The following is an 18,284-nucleotide window of genomic DNA, read 5'->3' as shown; positions in this document are numbered from 1 at the left end:
AGTCAGGCAATAAAAAGCCCCGCATCTGCGGGGCTTTTTTATTTTACGCGGCGCCGACTTTCTTCACGCCCAGCTTTTTCAGCTCTTCGTCGCGCAACTCGCGGCGCAGGATCTTGCCGACGTTGGTCGTCGGCAGCGCATCGCGGAACTCCACGGAACGCGGGACCTTATAGCCGGTCACGTTCGCACGCATGTGCTCCATCACCTGTTCCTTGGTCAATGTCACGCCTGGCTTGGCGACGACGAAAATCTTGATCGCCTCGCCCGACTTCTCGTCCGGCACACCGATGGCCGCGCATTGCAGCACGCCCGGCAGAGTCGCCAGCACATCTTCGAGCTCGTTCGGGTAAACGTTGAAACCGGAGACCAGGATCATGTCTTTCTTGCGATCGACGATGCGCATGTAGCCGTCAGGCTGGATCAGCGCGATGTCACCCGTCTTCAGCCAGCCTTCGCTGTCGAGGATTTCGTCGGTGGCGTCCTGACGCTGCCAGTAGCCTTTCATGACCTGCGGACCTTTCACGCACAGCTCGCCGATTTCGCCCATCGCCTGTTCAACGCCGGCATCATTGATGACTTTGCACAGGGTCGACGGCACCGGAATACCGATGGTGCCGATCTGGATGTGCTGGATCGGGTTGACCGTGGCCACCGGGCTGGTTTCGGTCATGCCGTAACCTTCGCAGATGCCGCAACCGGTGACCGCTTTCCAGCGCTCGGCCGCAGCCAGTTGCAGGGCCATGCCGCCGGACAGGGTGATTTTCAGTGCAGAGAAGTCCAGCTTGCGGAAGCCTTCGTTGTTGCACAGGGCCACAAACAACGTGTTGAGGCCGACGAAACCGCTGAATTTCCACTTCGACAGTTCCTTGACCATCGCCGGCAAGTCGCGCGGGTTGCTGATCAGGATGTTGTGGTTGCCGATCAGCATCATCGCCATGCAATGAAAGGTGAAGGCATAGATGTGGTACAGCGGCAGCGGCGTGATCAGGATCTCGCAGCCTTCGTTGAGGTTGGAGCCCATCAGCGCCTTGCACTGCAACATGTTCGCCACCAGGTTGCGGTGGGTGAGCATCGCGCCCTTGGCCACGCCGGTGGTGCCGCCGGTGTATTGCAGCACGGCAACGTCGCTGCTGGCCGGGTTGGCTTCAGCCACTGGCTGGCCGTGGCCCTTGCTCAGTACATGGTTGAACTTGACGGCCTTGGGCAAGTGATATGCCGGGACCATCTTCTTCACGTACTTGATGACGCTGTTGACCAGCAGGCGCTTGAGCGGTGGCAGCAAGTCGGCCACTTCGGTCACGATCACGTGCTTGACGCCGGTTTTGGGCACGACGATTTCAGCCAGGTGCGCCATGTTGGCCAGACAAACCAGGGCTTTGGCACCGGAATCTTTGAATTGGTGTTCCATTTCCCGCGCGGTGTACAGCGGGTTGGTGTTGACCACGATCAGCCCGGCGCGGATGGCACCGAACACAGCAACCGGGTACTGCAATACGTTGGGCAGTTGCACGGCGATTCGATCGCCCGGCTGCAAGTCGGTATGCTGTTGCAGGTAAGCGGCAAAAGCACCGGACAATTCATACAGCTCACCGTAGGTGATTGTCTTGCCCAGGTTGCTGAAAGCCGGCTTGTCAGCGAAGCGTTGGCAGGATCGTTTCAACACTGCCTGAATATTCGGATACTCGTCTGGATTGATTTCGGCAGCAATCCCAGCAGGGTACTTATCCTTCCAAAAGTCTTCGTTCATGGAAGCCCACTCCTCAGCAACGCGAATTCTTCACCGCATTTGATGCGATTATTATTGGTGTGTGTTTTTTATCGTGTCTTTTGTTGGTGAGTCTGGCTTTTTACTAGGCCGAGAAGTCACAAAGCGCGCCGAGAGTAGCAGCTTTGCCAAGGGTCGACTAGAGCCAAAAGCGGCCTCTACAGTCACTTTAATGACTCAAGAACAGCAAGCGGTCATTTTAGAGCAAAAATTCTATAACGCCTTGAAAGTCCCGTAAAATAGGGCTTTAGTCCCTAAAAGCATCGCGGGCAAGCCCGCTCCCACAAGATTCACTGCTGATCCTGTGGGAGCGGGCTTGCCCGCGATTTGCGCGAAGCGCAGCCATTCATCGATCAAGCGATATCGCGTAACTCCCGCCGCAGAATCTTGCCCACCGGCGTCATCGGCAACGACTCACGCAAGACAATGTGCTTGGGCACTTTGTACGCCGTGAAGTTTTCCTTGCAGTAGGCCTTCAGCTCTTCGAGGCTGACTCCAGATTCGCGGGCCACCACAAACAACTTCACCGCCTCCCCCGAACGCTCGTCCGGCACGCCGATCACCGCGCAGTTGGCGACTTTCGGGTGAGCCATGACCACGTCTTCGATCTCGTTCGGGTACACGTTGAAACCCGAGACGATGATCATGTCTTTCTTGCGATCGACGATGCGCACGAAACCGTCCGGGTCGATCACTGCAATGTCACCGGACTTGAACCAGCCCTCGGCATCCAGCACTTCGGCGGTGGCTTCGGGTTTGTTCCAATAACCCTTCATGACCTGCGGGCCTTTGATGCACAGCTCGCCGCGCTCGCCCAAGGCCTGCTCGACGCCGTCATCGTTGATCACTTTGAGCGTGGTGCCGGGCACTGGCAGGCCGACCGTGCCGATCCGCGACTTGTCGCCATACGGGTTGGTACACGCCACCGGCGAGGTTTCGGTCAGGCCGTAACCTTCGGTGATGCGGCAACCGGTGAGTTGTTCCCAGCGCTCAGCAGTGGCCTTGACCAATGCAGTGCCGCCGGAGTTGGTGAGTTTGAGGCTGGAGAAATCCAGGGTCTTGAAGTCTGGATGGTCCATCAGCGCAACGAACAGCGTGTTAAGCCCCAGCAGCGCCGAGAACCGCCAGTTCTTCAGCTCCTTGATGAAGGAGCCGATGTCCCGCGGATTGGTGATCAGCACGTTGTGGTTGCCGGTGACCATCATGCACATGCAGTTCGCCGTGAAAGCATAGATGTGGTACAGCGGCAGCGGCGCGATCATCACTTCCTGGCCTTCACGCAGCAGCGGCTGACCGTCGGCACCGAACTGCCCAAGACAGGCCCGCGCCTGCTGCATGTTCGCGACCAGGTTGCCGTGGCTCAGCATCGCGCCTTTGGCCAGGCCCGTGGTGCCGCCTGTGTATTGCAGCACGGCAATGTCGTCGAGGCCGACTTTCAGCGGCTTGATGCCCAGGCCCCGGCCCAGACGCAACGCGCTCTTGAAAGAAATAGCCTGCGGCAATGAATACGCCGGGACCATCTTCTTGACCTTGCTCACCATCGTATTGACCAGCCAGCCCTTGGCGCCGGGCATCAGGTCGCCCATCTTCGCCTCGATCAGGTACTGGATGTCGGTGTCGGGCAGTACTTCCTCGACCTTCTTCCCGAACATGTTCAGGTACACCAGCGCCCGGGCACCGGAGTCCTTGAATTGATGGCGCATCTCCCGCGCGGTGTACAACGGGTTGGTGTTGACCACGATCAGCCCGGCACGCAAGGCGCCGAACACGGCAATCGGGTAATGCAGGACGTTGGGCATCTGCACCGCAATGCGATCCCCCGGCACCAGGTCGGTGTGGGCTTGCAGGTAGCCGGCGAACGCCAGGCTGTAGCGTTCCAGTTCGGCATAGGTCAGGGTCACGCCCATGCTGCTGAACGCGGGACGATCAGCGAATTTCTTGCAGGAACGCTCGAACACCTCAAGCACCGACTTGTAAACCCCAAGATCAATATCCAGGGGCACGCCGGCCGGGCGTTTGTCATTCCAGAAATCAGGTTGCATTGTTCTTGTCCTCTTTACCTGAACCTATCCGGGGCCGCGTTTCTGTCCTTGTTCAAAAACAAAAAGCGAAAGGCGGAGCTCCACGGACACTAGCAGCTATGGCGAATCAGGCAAATACGACAGAACCGTCATTGATCATGTGAATCTTCTAGCCGTGGCGTGGCCTGATCAGACGGCAAGCGCGGGATGCGCTATACAATGCAGCGACGCCCATGCCATGCAGCCCCATGCAAAGGAATCGCCATGATCCACGACACTTTCTGGCTGACCGCGAGTGACCGCAGCCGCCTCTTCGTCAACCAGTGGCTGCCCGCCGCGCCTCTGAAAGCGGTGATTCTGCTGGCGCATGGCATGGCCGAGCACAGTGGACGCTACGCCCGTCTGGCGGAAAAATTCTGCGCTCAGGGTTATGGCGTCTACGCGCCGGACCTGCGCGGACATGGCAAAACTGCCGAAAACGGGACGCTCGGCCATTTCGCCGATGACGACGGCTGGTGCAAAGTCGTCGGCGACCTGGCCAGCCTCAACCAGCACATCGGCCAGCAGCACCCCGGCGTGCCGATCGTGCTGCTCGGTCACAGCATGGGCAGCTACATCGCCCAGGCTTATTTGCTGCACCACAGCGCCAGCCTGCATGGTGCGGTGCTCAGCGGCTCGAATTTCCAACCGGTGGCGCTGTATCGCGTGGCCCGCCAGATTGCCCGGCTCGAACGTTTGCGCCAAGGTCCGAAGGGTCGTAGCGCGCTGATCGAGTGGCTGTCGTTCGGCTCGTTCAACAAGAAATTCAAACCGGCGCGCACGCGTTTCGACTGGCTCAGCCGCGATCCGGCGCAGGTCGACCTGTACGCCAACGACCCGCTTTGCGGCTTTCGCTGCACCAATCAACTGTGGATCGATTTGCTCGGCGGCTTGCAGCAAATCAGCAAAGCGTCCAATCTCGCGCAGATCGATCCGGGCCTGCCGTTGCTGGTGATTGGTGGTGAATGTGATCCGGTCAGCGAAGGCAAACGTCTGAAAGACTTGGCCCACGCACTTCGCGAGGCTGGCAGCCGCAATCTGCAACTGACTATTTACCCTCAGGCCAGGCATGAATTGTTCAACGAGAGCAACAGCGATGAAGTGATCAACGACGTGTTGAACTGGATTGCGCAGACGCTGAGCCACCGCCGGCCGCCCAGATCGGAATAGTTTTTTTGTGAATTTATTTATTCGTGACAGGAATTGAAACAGATGACCCAGGTTACCAACACCCCTTACGAAGCCCTCGAAGTCGGCCAGACCGCCAGCTACAGCAAGACGGTCGAAGAGCGCGACATTCAGTTGTTCGCCGCCATGTCCGGCGATCACAATCCAGTGCACCTGGACGCCGAATTCGCCGCTGGCACCATGTTCAAGGAGCGCATCGCTCACGGCATGTTCAGTGGCGCGTTGATCAGTGCCGCCGTTGCCTGTGAATTGCCTGGGCCGGGGACGATTTACATCGGCCAGCAGATGAGCTTTCAGAAGCCGGTGAAGATCGGCGACACCTTGACGGTGCGTCTGGAAATCCTGGAAAAAATGCCGAAATTTCGTGTACGAATTGCCACTCGCGTGTTTAACCAGCGTGACGAATTAGTCGTCGATGGCGAGGCCGAGATCCTGGCGCCGCGCAAGCAGCAGACCGTGACCTTGCCGACCTTGCCGGCCATCAGCATCGGCTAAAGCGCCTGATCGTTCCCACGTCGAACCGTCCGCGTGGGAACGATCAGTGGTTACCTTCCTGCACCTGCACGCTCGCCGTCATCCCTGAACTCAAATTCATTTCTGGCGGCAGGTTGTCGATCTTGATCCGCACCGGAATCCGCTGCGCCAGCCTCACCCAGTTAAACGTCGGTTCCACCTCCGCCAACAACTGCCCGTCCGGCGTGGTGTTGCGGTCGGTGATCCCGCGACTGATGCTTTCCACGTGCCCGTCCAAGGCCTCCCCCGCGCTCATCAACCAGACCTTCACCGGATCGCCGACATGAATCCGTGGCAGCTTGGTTTCCTCGAAATAGGCCTGCACATAAAAGGTCGAATCATCGATCAAGGCCATCACCGATTGCCCGGCATTCACATAATTGCCTTCAGCCAGACGCAAATTTGTGATGTGCCCATTGCGCGGCGCATGGACCTGGCTGCGAGCCAGATTGAGTTCGGCGACTTTGGCCTCAGCCTGAGCCTCGCGCAGTTCGCCACGGGCGATGCCGGCATTGATCTGAGCGTTCTCGCGCAACTCGGCACTGATCGCTTGTGGTCCAAGACTCGCGCGGCGGCTGGCTTCGCGCTCGCGCAGATTGAGCTGCTGCTGGCGCGTCTGCACCACCGCCTGGGCTTTCTCCAGCGCCGCTTCGAAACGGTCGCGGTCGATGCTCAACAACAGATCGCCGGCCTTGACCTGCTGGTTATCGAACGCCTTGAGTTCACGCACCCATCCCGACACATCCGGGGCGATGACCACCACGTCGGCGCGGATCCGCGCATCCCGGGTCCAGGGCGTGAGCATGTAGTACTGCCACAAATGGAAACCGGCAAATATCGCCACCGCCACCAGGCACAGGGTTACCGCGACACGTACGGGGGTACGCATGTTCAACTCCTTATAAAGGTCCGAGGACGACGGTGATCAAGGTCAATACACAGACGTACAAGGCGCAATCGAATAGCGCTTCGTGCCAGATCCAGCGGCCCACCGGGGTCAGGCGCAACAACATGCGCAAGGCCCCCGTGACCAGCAGCGCCAGCAATACATAAATCAGAAACGGACTGAGCAGCACCCCGCCCACCGACCACTCACGCAAGCCCATGGCTTTGCTCCTGTTGGCGGCACCAGGCGCGCCAGCTGCTTTGCAATTGCAGCACCGCGCCCTGCGCCAGTTTCACCGCGTCGCTGGGCGGCAACGCGTACAAAGTTTTCAAAAACTCTTCGCTCGGTTGTTCCAGCGCATCCGCGCAGTCGCCTGCGGGGCCTTGTGCCAGGACTTTTTCCAGCCGCTCGAGATAACGCTGCTGAGGCGCGCTGACCGGCACCTGCGCCACGGCCAAGCTCAAACGCAGATGGAGCAATTCATCGCCGATGTCCAAGCCAAGCAGACCATCGTCCCAGCGACTGCGCGCCGGTTCCGGCAACTCTGGATAATGCCGAGCCAGTTGCAGCAAGCGATCGGCCATGCGTCCGCCGAACCAGCTTTCGGCACCGCGCAGATTGCGCCGGGTCAGACGGACCAGATCGTCGAGCGTCGCCGCCAACAAACGGCGCCCATGCCAGGTCGGGTTACGCAGGATCAGCAAATGAAACGCCAGCACCGCCGCGCCGACACCGACCACCATCGCCTGGGCGCTGTTGAAGAACGTGGCGACGTCGAACTTCATCGCATTCAGCGGCGACACCAAGACGATGAAGTGCAAGCAGAACGAGGTGGCCGTGGCGCCAATCTGTGGCTTGGCCATGCCCAGCGCACCGAGAAACAATGGCACGCCCATGCCCAGGCAGAGCAACGCAAACCCGCTCCATTGCGGCAGCAGAATCTGCCCGACGAAAAACGCCGCAGGTATCGCCAGAAAAATCCCGCGCATAAAGCTCATGCCGATCTGCGCGCCATTCTCACGACTGGCAAACAGGCTGCACACCACGCAGGTCAGTACCAGCGCACCCGCCGCAGCAGGCCAGGCGGTGGCGAGCCAGAAACACGAGACCACCAGAAATGCCAAAGCACTGCGCGCACCGAAAACCAAGGCCAATGACAGGTCGCGGTGTGGCGTCAGGGTGCGCGGCGGATCGACCGTTTCACGGCCCTCCTCCACCGCCCTCAATGCCGTCGTCGCGGCCATGGCGGTGTCGAGCAGCAGGGTGAAACGGGCCAGGCAATAACTCTGCGCGGAACTGATCCGCGGGTCATGGCAGGCGTCGAGCAACCTTGGTCGTAACGCTTGTAGCGTCGCGGTATCGGCGCTGTCGAGCGCGTCTTGAACCTCGGTCATCCAGGGGCGCAGTTGTTCGGCTTCGGGGGCGTCCAGTTGCTTCCATTGCCGACGCACCGAACGGGCGATGCGCAGCAACATCAACAATTTTTGACTCAAGCCACTGATCGCCCGTGCGCGCTGCCGACCCAGTCCACCTTCAAACCAGGCATGTTCGCGCTGGGCATCGACGGCGACAATGCGCCCGAGAATTTCCAGCAGGCCTTTGCGCGCCTGGGCGTCGCCGGCCAAGGTCGCACGCGCCGCATTCATCCCGCTGCGCCACGCCGCTCGCGCCTGATCCGCCAGTTGCCGTTCGACCCGCATCGGCCAGAGCAACGCACTGGCCGCCGTGGCGCAAAGAATGCCCAGACAGATTTCCGTGCAACGCGCCACCGCCTGGTCGAACACCGTCAACGGATGCGCAATGGCCGGCAGCGCGATGATCGCCACCGTGTAACCGGCCAGTACAAATGAATAGGACCAGGCACTGCGCAACAACGTCGAACTCGCTGTACAGAGCCCAAGCCACAACGCCAATGCCAGCAGAAAAAGCCACGGCGTCTGAGCAAACACGCTCATGAACACCACCGACATGATCGTCCCGATCAGCGTTCCCAACAGCCGCGCCAGTCCCTTTTGCACCACCATCCCGGACAATGGCTGAGCGACGATAAACGCCGTCATCAGCGCCCAGGCCGGTTGCTCCAGGCCCCATCGCAACGCCAGCCACAGCGCCAGACCACCGCCGAGCAGGGTTTTGATTGCGAATTGAAGGGCGCGGCGGTCAGGCGCAAACACAGCCTGCAAAGTGATAGGCACGTAAAGCACTCTTGGAAGGACGATTTAACGATAGTCGGTTCAGTTGAGCCATGACTCATACACTTGAAAAACAAATTATTAGCTAGCTATCTATAGCCCGTCCAGCACTAATTCCAAGGCACAAAAAAACGCCAGACTGGCTGGCGTTTTTGACAGGCTACGAACGCTTAAGAGCGTGCGCGAGCCTGGTTACGCAGGGCTTTTACCTGATCGTGATTGCGTTGCACGCCGTGGTACTGACGTTCAACCAAGTCACGAATGCCCACCATGTTGTGTTTGTTGATTTTTTCCATGGCTTCTTTGTAAGCCTTCAGCGCATGGTCTTCACCACGCTCGGCTTCGTTCAACACGGCCTCTTCATCTTTGCCGGTGAACATCGCTTTCACGTCAACCCAACGACGGTGCAAGTCGCCGCTGACGCTGGTGGAAGTTTCTGGATCGCCACCCATCGAACGCACGGCGCTTTGCAGCTCCGCCGCAGCGGTCGCGCAATCAGTCGAGCGTTGCACGAAAAGGGTTTTGAGTTCAGGGTGCTTGATATCTTCAGCGCATGTCTTGAACCCTTCCTGACCATCTTTGCTGGTTTCGATCAGGTCGTTGAGTACAGAGATCGCTTCTTTATTCATGTCGGTCATTTTCAATTCCTCGCGGGTTGATGAAAGATGTAATAGCTATTGCACCCTGCATGCCAGCTTCGAAATGAATATTTATTCTTTATTTTTCAAACACTTATATTTAACGAAAAAATCTGTATCCGCTTTTTTTGCATGATCTGTCAATTGGCCTGCATGCAGAATGCCTGTATTTTCCAGCTCGAATGAACCCAGACGAACGATGATGAACCCAGAGAAACTCGAACTGCTGATCACCCGCGAAATGCCCTTCGGCAAGTACAAGGGCAGAATCATTGCCGACCTTCCCGGCCAATACTTGAACTGGTTTGCGAGGGAAGGATTTCCCCATGGCGAACTGGGCGGCTTGTTGGCCCTGATGCAGGAAATTGATCACAACGGACTGGCCGAACTGCTCGAACCGTTGCGCGCCAAACACGGCAAACCTGCCCCGCGCCACTGACTGATCGTGTAAAACCGGACCGAATAGCCCATGCCCGATAACACTCGCCGCGCCCGTGATGAACAATTCTGGAAGACCTTTGCCGACCGCTATGCGGTCGAACCCGGGCCCATCAACCTGGAAAACGGCTACTTCGGCCGAATGTCGCGCACCGTGGTCGAGGAATACCAGCGCAACATCGAGCTGATCAACCGTGGCAACTCGGTGTATGTGCGTCAGCGTTTCGAACAAAGCGAAAGCCTTCAGATCCTCGAACAGCTTGCCGGACTGCTTGGGGTTCGCGCCGACACCGTTGCCCTCACCCGCAGCGCCTCGGACGGCTTGCAGTCATTGATCCGCAACTACAACCGCCTGCAGCCGGGCGATCAAGTGCTGATCTGCGACCTGGAATACGACACGGTCAAAGGCGCAATGCGCTGGCTCACCAGGCATCGTGGTGTGGAAGTGATCGAAATCGACCACCAACACCCCGCCAGTTTCGACAGCTTGCTGAGCACTTATCGCGACGCTTTCGAGCGATATCCAAAGCTCAAATTGATGGCCCTGACCCACGTCACCCACCGCACCGGACTGGTCATGCCCGTTCAGGCCATTGCCGCTGCAGCCAAGGAACGGGGCATCGACGTGATCCTCGACGGTGCGCACGCCCTGGGTCAGCTTGAATTCAATCTGGATGAGCTGGGCATTTCGTTTGCAGGCTTCAACCTGCACAAATGGATCGGCGCGCCCCTGACGCTGGGCTTTATCTACATTGCCCCCGAGCGCCTGGCGGACATTGATCCGGACATGGGCGAGATGCATTTCCCGGTCACCGATATTCGCGCCCGCACGCCCTACAGCACGCCGAACATCCCGGCGTTGCTGACCCTGCCACTGGTGTTCGAGGAGCACCTGGCCATGGGCGGCGCCGCGGCCAAGAGTGCACGGCTCAACTACCTGCGCAACCTGTGGGTCAATGCGGTCAGGTCACTGCCGGGAATTGATGTCATGACCCCGGACGACCCACGCCTGTATTGCGCAATCACCTCGATGCGGTTTACCCGCCATGCCGATCAACAGCCGATGGTCGAGCGCCTGCTCAACGACTACAACCTGTTCACCGTTGTCCGCAGCGGCGCCGCGAGCGGGCCGTGCATCCGCATTACGCCGGGGCTCACGAACACTGCTGCCGAGATGAATTTACTGGCGCGGGCGCTGAGCGAACTGCGCTGACCTCATACCGTGTACTTGTCGAAGTCCTCCGGTTTGATGTGTGTCGAGGCGGCGAACGTGTCGATGCCGATGGTCATGTGGCCAAAATAGCCATCCTCGTTTGAATCTCGACCGAGGGTGTGAACGGTCAACGTCGACGCTTCGCCGCCCTGGTGTTGATAGTGAAAGTCTTGATCGTTGGTCAGCGGTGAAGCGGATCGACCGCCGTATTCGCGGGCGTTGAGCACCGAGCGTGAGGCGACCTCGGGAAAGTAGAGCTGACCGACCCAGGCGACGTGCCGTTCTTGCAGAAAGTTGTTGCCGGAGGTTATTCGGACGGCGACATGAATGTGCACGGCTCGGCCAGCGTAGAACCCCGGATAGATCGAGGTAAAACGCACGATGCCTTTCTTGTCAGTGAATTGCCCGCCACGCAGGTAGGTGTCGTCGTCAGTGCGCAGGATCGAGCCGATGTCCCCGTCGTCGACTTCCTTGTCCGGATTGATCTTGCTCCAGCCCGAATACGCTCCGCGCGCATTGCAATGCCAGATATCGACCAAGGCCCCGGTCACCGGCTGGCCGGTCATGGCATCGACGATTGCCAGTCGAAGCACCAACGGAATGCCGTCAGCGCTTTCACTGATGTTGCGCCTGATCAGTTGGGGATTGCGAAAATACGGACCGGCAATTTGCTCGGGAGACAGCAGGTAGACCGGGTGTGAAGGTGCAACTGAAGTGTTGTCGTCCATGACGTTCTCTCTTCCATAAGATGAACGCAGGTTAACGCTGGTTAAGCGGTGAGATGCGGTAACTATGTATCGCCTGATGTCCCCTGTGGGAGCGTGGCTTGCCCGCGATTCAGACACCTCGGCCCGACAGACATACCGCGTCATCGTTCATCGCGGGCAAGCCACGCTCCCACACGTTTTTTTTTGCGGGCAAAAAAAAACGGTGCACCGACCAAGCGCACCGTAAAGCCGTAGAACACACAACGAGGTGTCAGGTAAAAGCCGATCAGTCCAGCAGCGCCAGGGCCTCGGCGGTGCATTCCTGAATGCGGGCCCAGTCGCCGTTCTTGATCCACTCCGGATCAAGCATCCAGCTACCGCCCACGCACATCACGTTTTTCAACGCCATGTAGCTCTTGATGTTGGCCGGGCTGACGCCGCCAGTCGGGCAGAATTTCACTTCACCGAACGGGCCGCCGAGTGCCTTGATGGCCGCAACGCCACCGCTGACTTCCGCCGGGAACAGCTTGAAGCGGCGATAACCCAGGCTATAGCCTTCCATGATGCCGGAGGCGTTGCTGATGCCTGGCAACAGCGGAATCGGGCTGTCGACGCTGGCTTCAAGCAGGTCACGGGTGATGCCCGGCGTGACGATGAATTGCGAACCCGCCGCTTCGGCAGCGGCGAGCATGGTGCGATCCAGCACCGTACCGGCACCGGTCACCAGCTCCGGACGCTGCTCGCGCAGGATCTGGATGGCCTTGAGGCCGAACTGCGAACGCAGTGTCACTTCCAGGGCCGTCAGGCCACCGGCCGCCAGGGCGTCGGCCAGTGGCAGGACGTCCTGTTCGCGAGCGATGGTAATCACCGGCAGAATCCGCGCCTTGGCGCAGAGGCTGTCGATCAGGGCAACTTTGTCCGCCATGGAAACGGTCGGGGATGTGTTTGTCATAGCGGCTGATCCTTGGCTCATGGGCACCAGTAAATCTCTAACGTAGGTTGCAGAAACGCGCGAATCGGCATGGCGGCGACATCGTCACCGGCCAATGCGGCACTCAGGGTGGTCAGTTTGGACTGACCGGAAATCGATAGAACGGTGGTTTTGGCCGAGGCCAATAGCGCACGACTCATGGTCAGGCGCTGATGCGGCACGGTAGGCGCCAGCATGGGGTAGCAACGACGTGTACCGTCGACTTTCAAGGCGTCGGCCAGGTTCGGGCTGTTCGGGAACAGCGACGCGGTGTGACCGTCATCGCCCATGCCGAGGATCAGCACGTCGATTGGGGGCAACTCGGCGAGCAAACGGTCAGCCTGCTCGGCCGCCAGCTCAAGGTTCGCGGTCGCGCTGTACAGGCTCAGAAACTGCGCCTTGGCCGCCGGGCCTTGCAGCAGATAGCGCTTGAGCAGACCGGCATTGCTGTCGGCGTGTTCGACCGGCACCCAACGCTCGTCGGCCAGGGTCACCACGACCTTGGACCAGTCCAGCGTCTGCTTGGCCAGGTGCTGGAAGAACGCCACCGGGCTGCGACCGCCAGAAACCACCAGGGTCGCCGTGCCGCGTGCATCGATGGCCTCGCTCAGTTGCTTGGCCACATTCAGCGCCAGGCCCTCAGCCAACAGCACCGGGCTCTTGAACTCATGGGCGCTGACACCCTGAGGCAGTTTCAAATTAGATATCGCCATACCACGACCTCCCATCCCGCGTGATCAGAGCAATGGAGCTCATCGGTCCCCAGGACCCGGCCGCGTACGGCTTGGGCGCATCACCGGATTTTTTCCACCCGGCGATCAACTGGTCACACCATTTCCACGCGGCTTCAATTTCATCTTTACGGACAAACAGGTTCTGATTGCCGCGCATCACTTCCAGCAGTAACCGTTCGTAGGCATCGGGGATCCGCGCGCTACGCCAGGTGTCGGAAAAATTCAGCTGCAACGGGCCGCTACGCAGCTGCATGCCCTTGTCCAGGCCTTGTTCTTTGGTCATCACGCGCAAGGAAATGCCTTCGTCCGGTTGCAGGCGGATAATCAGCTTGTTGCTGATTTGCAGGCGCTGCTCGGGGGCGAAGATGTAGTGCGACGGTTCCTTGAAGTGGATGACGATCTGCGACAGTTTCTGCGGCATGCGCTTGCCGGTACGCAGGTAGAACGGCACGCCGGCCCAACGCCAGTTGCGGATATCAGCGCGCAGGGCGACGAAGGTTTCAGTGTCGCTCTGGGTGTTCGAATTCGGCTCTTCCAGGTAACCCGGCACCGGTTTGCCTTCGCTGTAGCCAGCGATGTACTGGCCGCGCACTACTTGCGTGGTCAGGCCTTCCGGGCTGATCGGCGCCAGCGCCTTGAGCACTTTGACTTTCTCGTCACGGATGCTGTCGGCGGACAGGTCGGCCGGCGGGTCCATGGCGATCAGGCACAGCAGCTGGAGCAAGTGATTCTGGATCATGTCCCGCAGCTGGCCGGCCTTGTCGAAGTAGCCCCAACGGCCTTCGATCCCGACCTTCTCGGCCACAGTGATTTCCACGTGGGAGATGTAGTTCTGGTTCCACTGGGTTTCGAACAGGCTGTTGGCGAATCGCAGCGCGATCAGGTTCTGGACGGTCTCTTTGCCCAGGTAGTGGTCGATGCGGTAGGTGCGATTCTCCGGGAAGAACTGCGCCACGGCATCGTTGACCTTGCGCGAGGATTCGAGGTCCGAACCGATTGGTTTTTCCAGCACTACACGGGTGTTTTCGGCCAGGCCAACCTTCGACAGGTTCTCGCAGATCGCGCCGTAAACGGCTGCCGGGGTGGCGAAGTAGGCAATCACGCGTTGAGCGCTGCCCGCCATCTCAGCCAGGGCGACGTAATCGTCGGCCTTGAGGAAGTCCACATGCAGATAGCTCAAGCGGGCCAGGAAGCGTTCGACCACAGCTTCGTCCAGCTCTTTGGCACCGACGTAACGGCGCAGCTCCGAGGTGATGAACGCCAGGTGCTCCTGCTCGCTGCCAGGCTCACGGGCCAGCGCGATAATGCGCGTATCCTCGTGCAACAGGCCTGCGCCATCGAGTTGATAAAGGGCAGGAAACAGCTTGCGCAGGGCCAGATCGCCGAGAGCGCCGAACAAGGCAAAGGTGCACGGTTCAACCGTAATCGAAGGCATGATGTTTGTTCTTTTATCAAGTTAAGCTACAAATACCTTTTTTCAAGGCATCACTCAAGGGAAAATGTAGTAATAACCACAACATTTTCGCAAAATACAGATTCCGAGTGGTGGTCGGTCGGAGCCATCAGTAGGATAGGCCACCGTTACGGGCCCGATCAAAGTCCCAATTTGCATAGCCAGGGCCCTTATTTGCACTGCTCTCTTGTTTGCGAGCTAAGGAAACATCTATGGACCGCGTGCGAAATTTACTGGAACAGATCCAGAATCGCCTTGAAGACCTGAACAAGGCAGAACGCAAAGTCGCCGAAGTCATCCTGCTCAACCCAGAGCAGGCCACCCGGTTCAGCATCGCCGCCCTCGCCCAGGCCTCAAAGGTCAGCGAGCCGACGGTCAACCGCTTCTGCCGTTCGTTCGGCGTCAGCGGCTACCCGGAGCTCAAGCTTCAATTAGCCCAGAGCCTGGCCAGTGGCGCAGCGTATGTCAGCCGCGCGGTCGAGGCCGATGACAATCCCGAGGCGTACACCAAGAAAATTTTCGGCAGCGCCATCGCTTCGCTGGACAGTGCGTTGCAGGCACTGGACCCGAACCTGATCAGCCGCGCCGTCGACCTGTTGATCCAGGCCCGGCAGATCCATTTCTTCGGCCTCGGCGCCTCGGCCCCGGTGGCGCTCGATGCGCAGCACAAGTTCTTCCGCTTCAACCTGGCCGTCACCGCCCACGCCGACGTACTGATGCAGCGCATGATTGCGTCGGTGGCACACACCGGCGAGTTGTTCGTGATCATCTCCTACACCGGCCGCACTCGCGAACTGGTGGAAGTGGCGCGTATCGCCCGGGAGAACGGCGCTTCGGTGCTGGGGTTGACCGCCGAAGGTTCGCCATTGGCCAAGGCCAGTACCTTGAGCCTGAACATTCCGTTGCCCGAAGACACTGACATCTATATGCCGATGACCTCGCGGATCATTCAGCTGACGGTGCTGGATGTCTTGGCGACCGGCATGACCTTGCGCCGGGGCGTGGATTTCCAGCCGCATTTGCGCAAGATCAAAGAGAGCCTGAATGCCAGCCGGTATCCGATCGGGGATGAGTTCAACTAGTACGCTGATCGTTCCCACGCTCCGCGTGGGAATGCAGCCCGTGACGCTCCGCGTCACTGGACGCGGAGCGTCCCTTGAGACATTCCCACGCAGAGCGTGGGAACGATCATCAGACCCCTACCCGCGCCTGCAAACTCAAATGCGCCCTCTGCCCCGGCGCCAGGCTGAGACTATCCGTCCCTCCGCTCGCGGCTTCAACACACACAAACTCGGAAATCTCGTTCCAGCTTACTCCCAGCAACGGGCGCGTGCCCGGGTGCCAAACCACCGTGTCCGCATGATCGCCGGTGTCGATGCACAACTCGCGCTGCCAGGCATGGTCCTTGATGTGCAATTCGCCGTCATGCTGAAACACCCGCTGACAGCCACCCTCGACCCGCAATTCACCTTCCTGCTGGCAAACCTGGCGATTCAATTGATCATATCCCTGTGCGCCATCGAGTCCAGACAGCGCTACCTCACCCACGTCGCCAATACGCCAGTAAGCGTGCAACGCCTGACTCAACTGGCACGGCAAGCTGTCCTGATGCTCGGTGCTCAGGCGTAAATCCATTCGTTCGCCAAGGTGTGCGTGCAAGTCCACTTGCCAGTCGCATAGCTGAAGTTGCCAATGCAGGTGCACGCCATCGTCGTCATGGCGGCTGTCGAGCAGCTTCCAGTCGATCAACCGTGCCCAGCCATGGGAAGGCCACGCGTTTTCGCTTGGATGACGGCCATACCACGGCCAGCACACCGGCACGCCACCACGAATTGCACCCACCTGCGGCCACTTCGCCGCGCACCAGAGCCAGGGTTTCTGGCCTGTGGGCTGGAAGTGCAGCAACTGCGCGCCCTGACGACTGAACACCGCCTGACACAGCGGATGGTCGATCACCAGCACGTCGCGCTTCTGATAGCGCTCCCACGCAAACACCGGTCGTTCGCGCAAGGATTTGAAGAAGCGTTGTAGCGGATGCTCATGCATGTGCCACGGTCCTGAAAAACATCTGTTACCAGGGCGTGCGCGGCCCCCAAAAAAAAGCGGACAGCCAAGGCTGTCCGCAAAAATGCGCACATAGAGAGGAGCTTATCGCAACAGCGTTAGAACACCGACTGAATTTTCAGGCCGGCGACCAGCGCGTTATCGACTTCGTCGACACCACCTGGGTGAGTGACGTATTGCAGGTTGGGACGCACAGTCAGCCAGTTGGTCACGTGGAAGCCGTAGTTGATTTCGTAGTTGTACTCGGTGCTACGCAGCGGCGAGAACAACGGATCGTTGTAGTCGGAGACACCGTTGCTGGCGTTGACCAACTCAGCGTTTTTCTTCACGTCATCGTTGACATGGATACGGGCGAAACCAATCCCGACGTCGTCTTTTGGACGTGCGTCGAATGGGCCCTTGTACACAAACATCAGCGACTGGTAGTTGTCGACGACGTTGGTGTCCTTGTCGTGGAACGTGGCGTTTGCCGCAACGTTCAGACCACGGGAAGCATCGCCATTGTGGGTGGTGAGTTGCTGCTGCACGACACCCCAGTAGCCGTGCTTGCTGTCGTGAACGCGGTAGCTGTTACCGGTGGTCGCTGCGTCATTGCCGTTGGCGTCTTTGAGAACGTCATTGGCGTCAGCCGTGCTCTTGTAGTAACCCACGCGGTATTCGCCCGGCAGGCCGTTGACCTTCGGCGACCAGACCAACTCCACTGGCAACACGGTGCCCTGGGTACCGCTGCCGCTGAGCTTGAAGCCGTTACCGTGCTCCAGCTGCGTCGGGTTCTGGTTGTAGGCACCGATCTGCGCATACAACTCAGGCGTGATGTTGTACTTCACACGCAACGCCGCCTGGCTGATTGGCCAGTTGTACCAGATGTTGGTGGCCCAGTTGCCCACCTGGGAACCGCAGAACGCCAGGTTCTGGAACTCGCACGGGAAGGTGTTGAAGTCTTCGCCTTCGCCGAAGTAACCGGCCTTGACGTCCAGCTTGCCGTCGAGGAACTGGTGTTGAACCCACAGTTGAGTCAGGCGGACCATGTGACCACGGCCGTAGACTTCCTGAGAGGAACTCAAGGTCCCGGCACGCGGGTCACCGACGCGGTCGTTGGAGATGTTCTGACCGTTACGGTTGGTGAGTTGGATCTTGGCCTGGGTGTTATCCCAGCCCCACAGCTTTTGCAGGTCCAGCGCCACGCCCAGACCAAACTGGTCAGCGTAACGGGCAGTCTTGTCGTCGTTGTAGCCGCCATGGAGGTTGCCGCCGACTTCACCGACGTAGTCGGCCTTGATGTCGATACCTTGTTCAATCAGCTTGGTCCGCTCGCCACCCCAATCACCGGTCATCCACTTGGAATCGGCGCTGAACGCGTCAGCCGCATGCACACTACCGGCCATCATCATTGCCGCAACAGCTGACAATTGGCAGATAAGCTGAGCGTTGTTCTTCTTCTTCATCCCTACATCCTCGTTTTA

At 59.3% G+C, this 18,284-nt stretch carries 17 protein-coding genes; 5 read left to right on the top strand and 12 right to left on the bottom strand.

Annotated features, from left to right (window positions below):
* Positions 1 to 43: 43 nt before the first annotated feature.
* Both fadD1 and fadD2 read right to left on the bottom strand, forming a co-directional pair.
* Positions 44 to 1,747, bottom strand: coding sequence for a long-chain-fatty-acid--CoA ligase FadD1 (gene fadD1 / locus ACM6I0_RS00690; RefSeq protein WP_285433733.1), 1,704 nt, complete (start codon positions 1,745 to 1,747; stop codon positions 44 to 46).
* A gap of 371 nt (positions 1,748 to 2,118) precedes the next feature.
* Positions 2,119 to 3,807: a long-chain-fatty-acid--CoA ligase FadD2 gene (gene fadD2, locus ACM6I0_RS00685; RefSeq protein ID WP_414921253.1), complete on the bottom strand. Its 1,689-nt coding sequence runs from the start codon at positions 3,805 to 3,807 to the stop codon at positions 2,119 to 2,121.
* 243 nt (positions 3,808 to 4,050) lie between these two features.
* Between fadD2 and ACM6I0_RS00680 the strand changes: the two genes are divergently transcribed.
* On the top strand, positions 4,051 to 4,995 hold the full coding sequence (locus ACM6I0_RS00680) for an alpha/beta hydrolase (protein WP_285433729.1): 945 nt from the start codon (positions 4,051 to 4,053) through the stop codon (positions 4,993 to 4,995).
* A 42-nt stretch (positions 4,996 to 5,037) separates the two neighbouring features.
* Positions 5,038 to 5,508, top strand: coding sequence for a MaoC family dehydratase (locus ACM6I0_RS00675; RefSeq protein WP_208669565.1), 471 nt, complete (start codon positions 5,038 to 5,040; stop codon positions 5,506 to 5,508).
* A gap of 43 nt (positions 5,509 to 5,551) precedes the next feature.
* Here ACM6I0_RS00675 and ACM6I0_RS00670 read toward each other — a convergent pair whose 3' ends face one another.
* From ACM6I0_RS00670 to ACM6I0_RS00655, 4 genes are all read right to left on the bottom strand, one after another.
* Complete coding sequence (locus tag ACM6I0_RS00670; RefSeq protein ID WP_285433727.1) at positions 5,552 to 6,415, bottom strand: HlyD family secretion protein; 864 nt, start codon at positions 6,413 to 6,415, stop codon at positions 5,552 to 5,554.
* 10 nt (positions 6,416 to 6,425) lie between these two features.
* On the bottom strand, positions 6,426 to 6,632 hold the full coding sequence (locus ACM6I0_RS00665; protein ID WP_008151119.1) for a DUF1656 domain-containing protein: 207 nt from the start codon (positions 6,630 to 6,632) through the stop codon (positions 6,426 to 6,428).
* Positions 6,619 to 8,607 carry an FUSC family protein gene (locus tag ACM6I0_RS00660; RefSeq protein WP_414921252.1) on the bottom strand — a complete coding sequence of 663 codons (1,989 nt, stop codon included), beginning with the start codon at positions 8,605 to 8,607 and terminating at the stop codon, positions 6,619 to 6,621. Before ACM6I0_RS00660 ends, ACM6I0_RS00665 begins: the two co-directional genes overlap by 14 nt.
* A gap of 167 nt (positions 8,608 to 8,774) precedes the next feature.
* On the bottom strand, positions 8,775 to 9,242 hold the full coding sequence (locus tag ACM6I0_RS00655; RefSeq protein ID WP_414921251.1) for a ferritin-like domain-containing protein: 468 nt from the start codon (positions 9,240 to 9,242) through the stop codon (positions 8,775 to 8,777).
* 202 nt (positions 9,243 to 9,444) lie between these two features.
* On the opposite strand from ACM6I0_RS00655, the gene ACM6I0_RS00650 reads away from it, so the two are divergent.
* Complete coding sequence (locus tag ACM6I0_RS00650; RefSeq protein WP_090188871.1) at positions 9,445 to 9,681, top strand: DUF3820 family protein; 237 nt, start codon at positions 9,445 to 9,447, stop codon at positions 9,679 to 9,681.
* A gap of 30 nt (positions 9,682 to 9,711) precedes the next feature.
* Positions 9,712 to 10,893: an aminotransferase class V-fold PLP-dependent enzyme gene (locus tag ACM6I0_RS00645; RefSeq protein ID WP_414921250.1), complete on the top strand. Its 1,182-nt coding sequence runs from the start codon at positions 9,712 to 9,714 to the stop codon at positions 10,891 to 10,893.
* A gap of 2 nt (positions 10,894 to 10,895) precedes the next feature.
* Here the strand turns inward: ACM6I0_RS00645 and ACM6I0_RS00640 are convergent, their stop codons facing one another.
* The 4 genes from ACM6I0_RS00640 to zwf form a co-directional block, all read right to left on the bottom strand.
* Complete coding sequence (locus ACM6I0_RS00640; protein WP_285433719.1) at positions 10,896 to 11,621, bottom strand: intradiol ring-cleavage dioxygenase; 726 nt, start codon at positions 11,619 to 11,621, stop codon at positions 10,896 to 10,898.
* Between the two features lie 265 nt (positions 11,622 to 11,886).
* Complete coding sequence (locus tag ACM6I0_RS00635) at positions 11,887 to 12,552, bottom strand: bifunctional 4-hydroxy-2-oxoglutarate aldolase/2-dehydro-3-deoxy-phosphogluconate aldolase (RefSeq protein ID WP_285433718.1); 666 nt, start codon at positions 12,550 to 12,552, stop codon at positions 11,887 to 11,889.
* Positions 12,553 to 12,569: 17 nt separating this feature from the next.
* Positions 12,570 to 13,283, bottom strand: a complete 714-nt coding sequence (gene pgl, locus ACM6I0_RS00630; protein WP_285433716.1) for a 6-phosphogluconolactonase — start codon at positions 13,281 to 13,283, stop codon at positions 12,570 to 12,572.
* Entirely contained in the window at positions 13,270 to 14,739 is a 1,470-nt protein-coding gene (zwf, locus tag ACM6I0_RS00625; protein ID WP_285433714.1) for a glucose-6-phosphate dehydrogenase, read from the bottom strand. The genes pgl and zwf overlap by 14 nt, the downstream gene beginning before the upstream one ends.
* A gap of 239 nt (positions 14,740 to 14,978) precedes the next feature.
* On the opposite strand from zwf, the gene ACM6I0_RS00620 reads away from it, so the two are divergent.
* On the top strand, positions 14,979 to 15,839 hold the full coding sequence (locus tag ACM6I0_RS00620) for a MurR/RpiR family transcriptional regulator (protein WP_173667542.1): 861 nt from the start codon (positions 14,979 to 14,981) through the stop codon (positions 15,837 to 15,839).
* A 109-nt stretch (positions 15,840 to 15,948) separates the two neighbouring features.
* Here the strand turns inward: ACM6I0_RS00620 and ACM6I0_RS00615 are convergent, their stop codons facing one another.
* Both ACM6I0_RS00615 and ACM6I0_RS00610 read right to left on the bottom strand, forming a co-directional pair.
* Positions 15,949 to 16,803, bottom strand: coding sequence for a D-hexose-6-phosphate mutarotase (locus ACM6I0_RS00615; RefSeq protein WP_259153116.1), 855 nt, complete (start codon positions 16,801 to 16,803; stop codon positions 15,949 to 15,951).
* Positions 16,804 to 16,919: 116 nt separating this feature from the next.
* A complete protein-coding gene (locus tag ACM6I0_RS00610; protein WP_285433712.1) occupies positions 16,920 to 18,266 on the bottom strand; it encodes a carbohydrate porin in 1,347 nt (448 codons plus the stop codon).
* Positions 18,267 to 18,284 lie beyond the last annotated feature (18 nt).

Source organism: Pseudomonas sp. IT-P294, assembly GCF_949767865.1.
Classification (GTDB): domain Bacteria; phylum Pseudomonadota; class Gammaproteobacteria; order Pseudomonadales; family Pseudomonadaceae; genus Aquipseudomonas.
The sequence above is the reverse complement of the archived record's forward strand: the minus strand, read 5'-3'. Positions and strand labels throughout refer to the sequence as shown.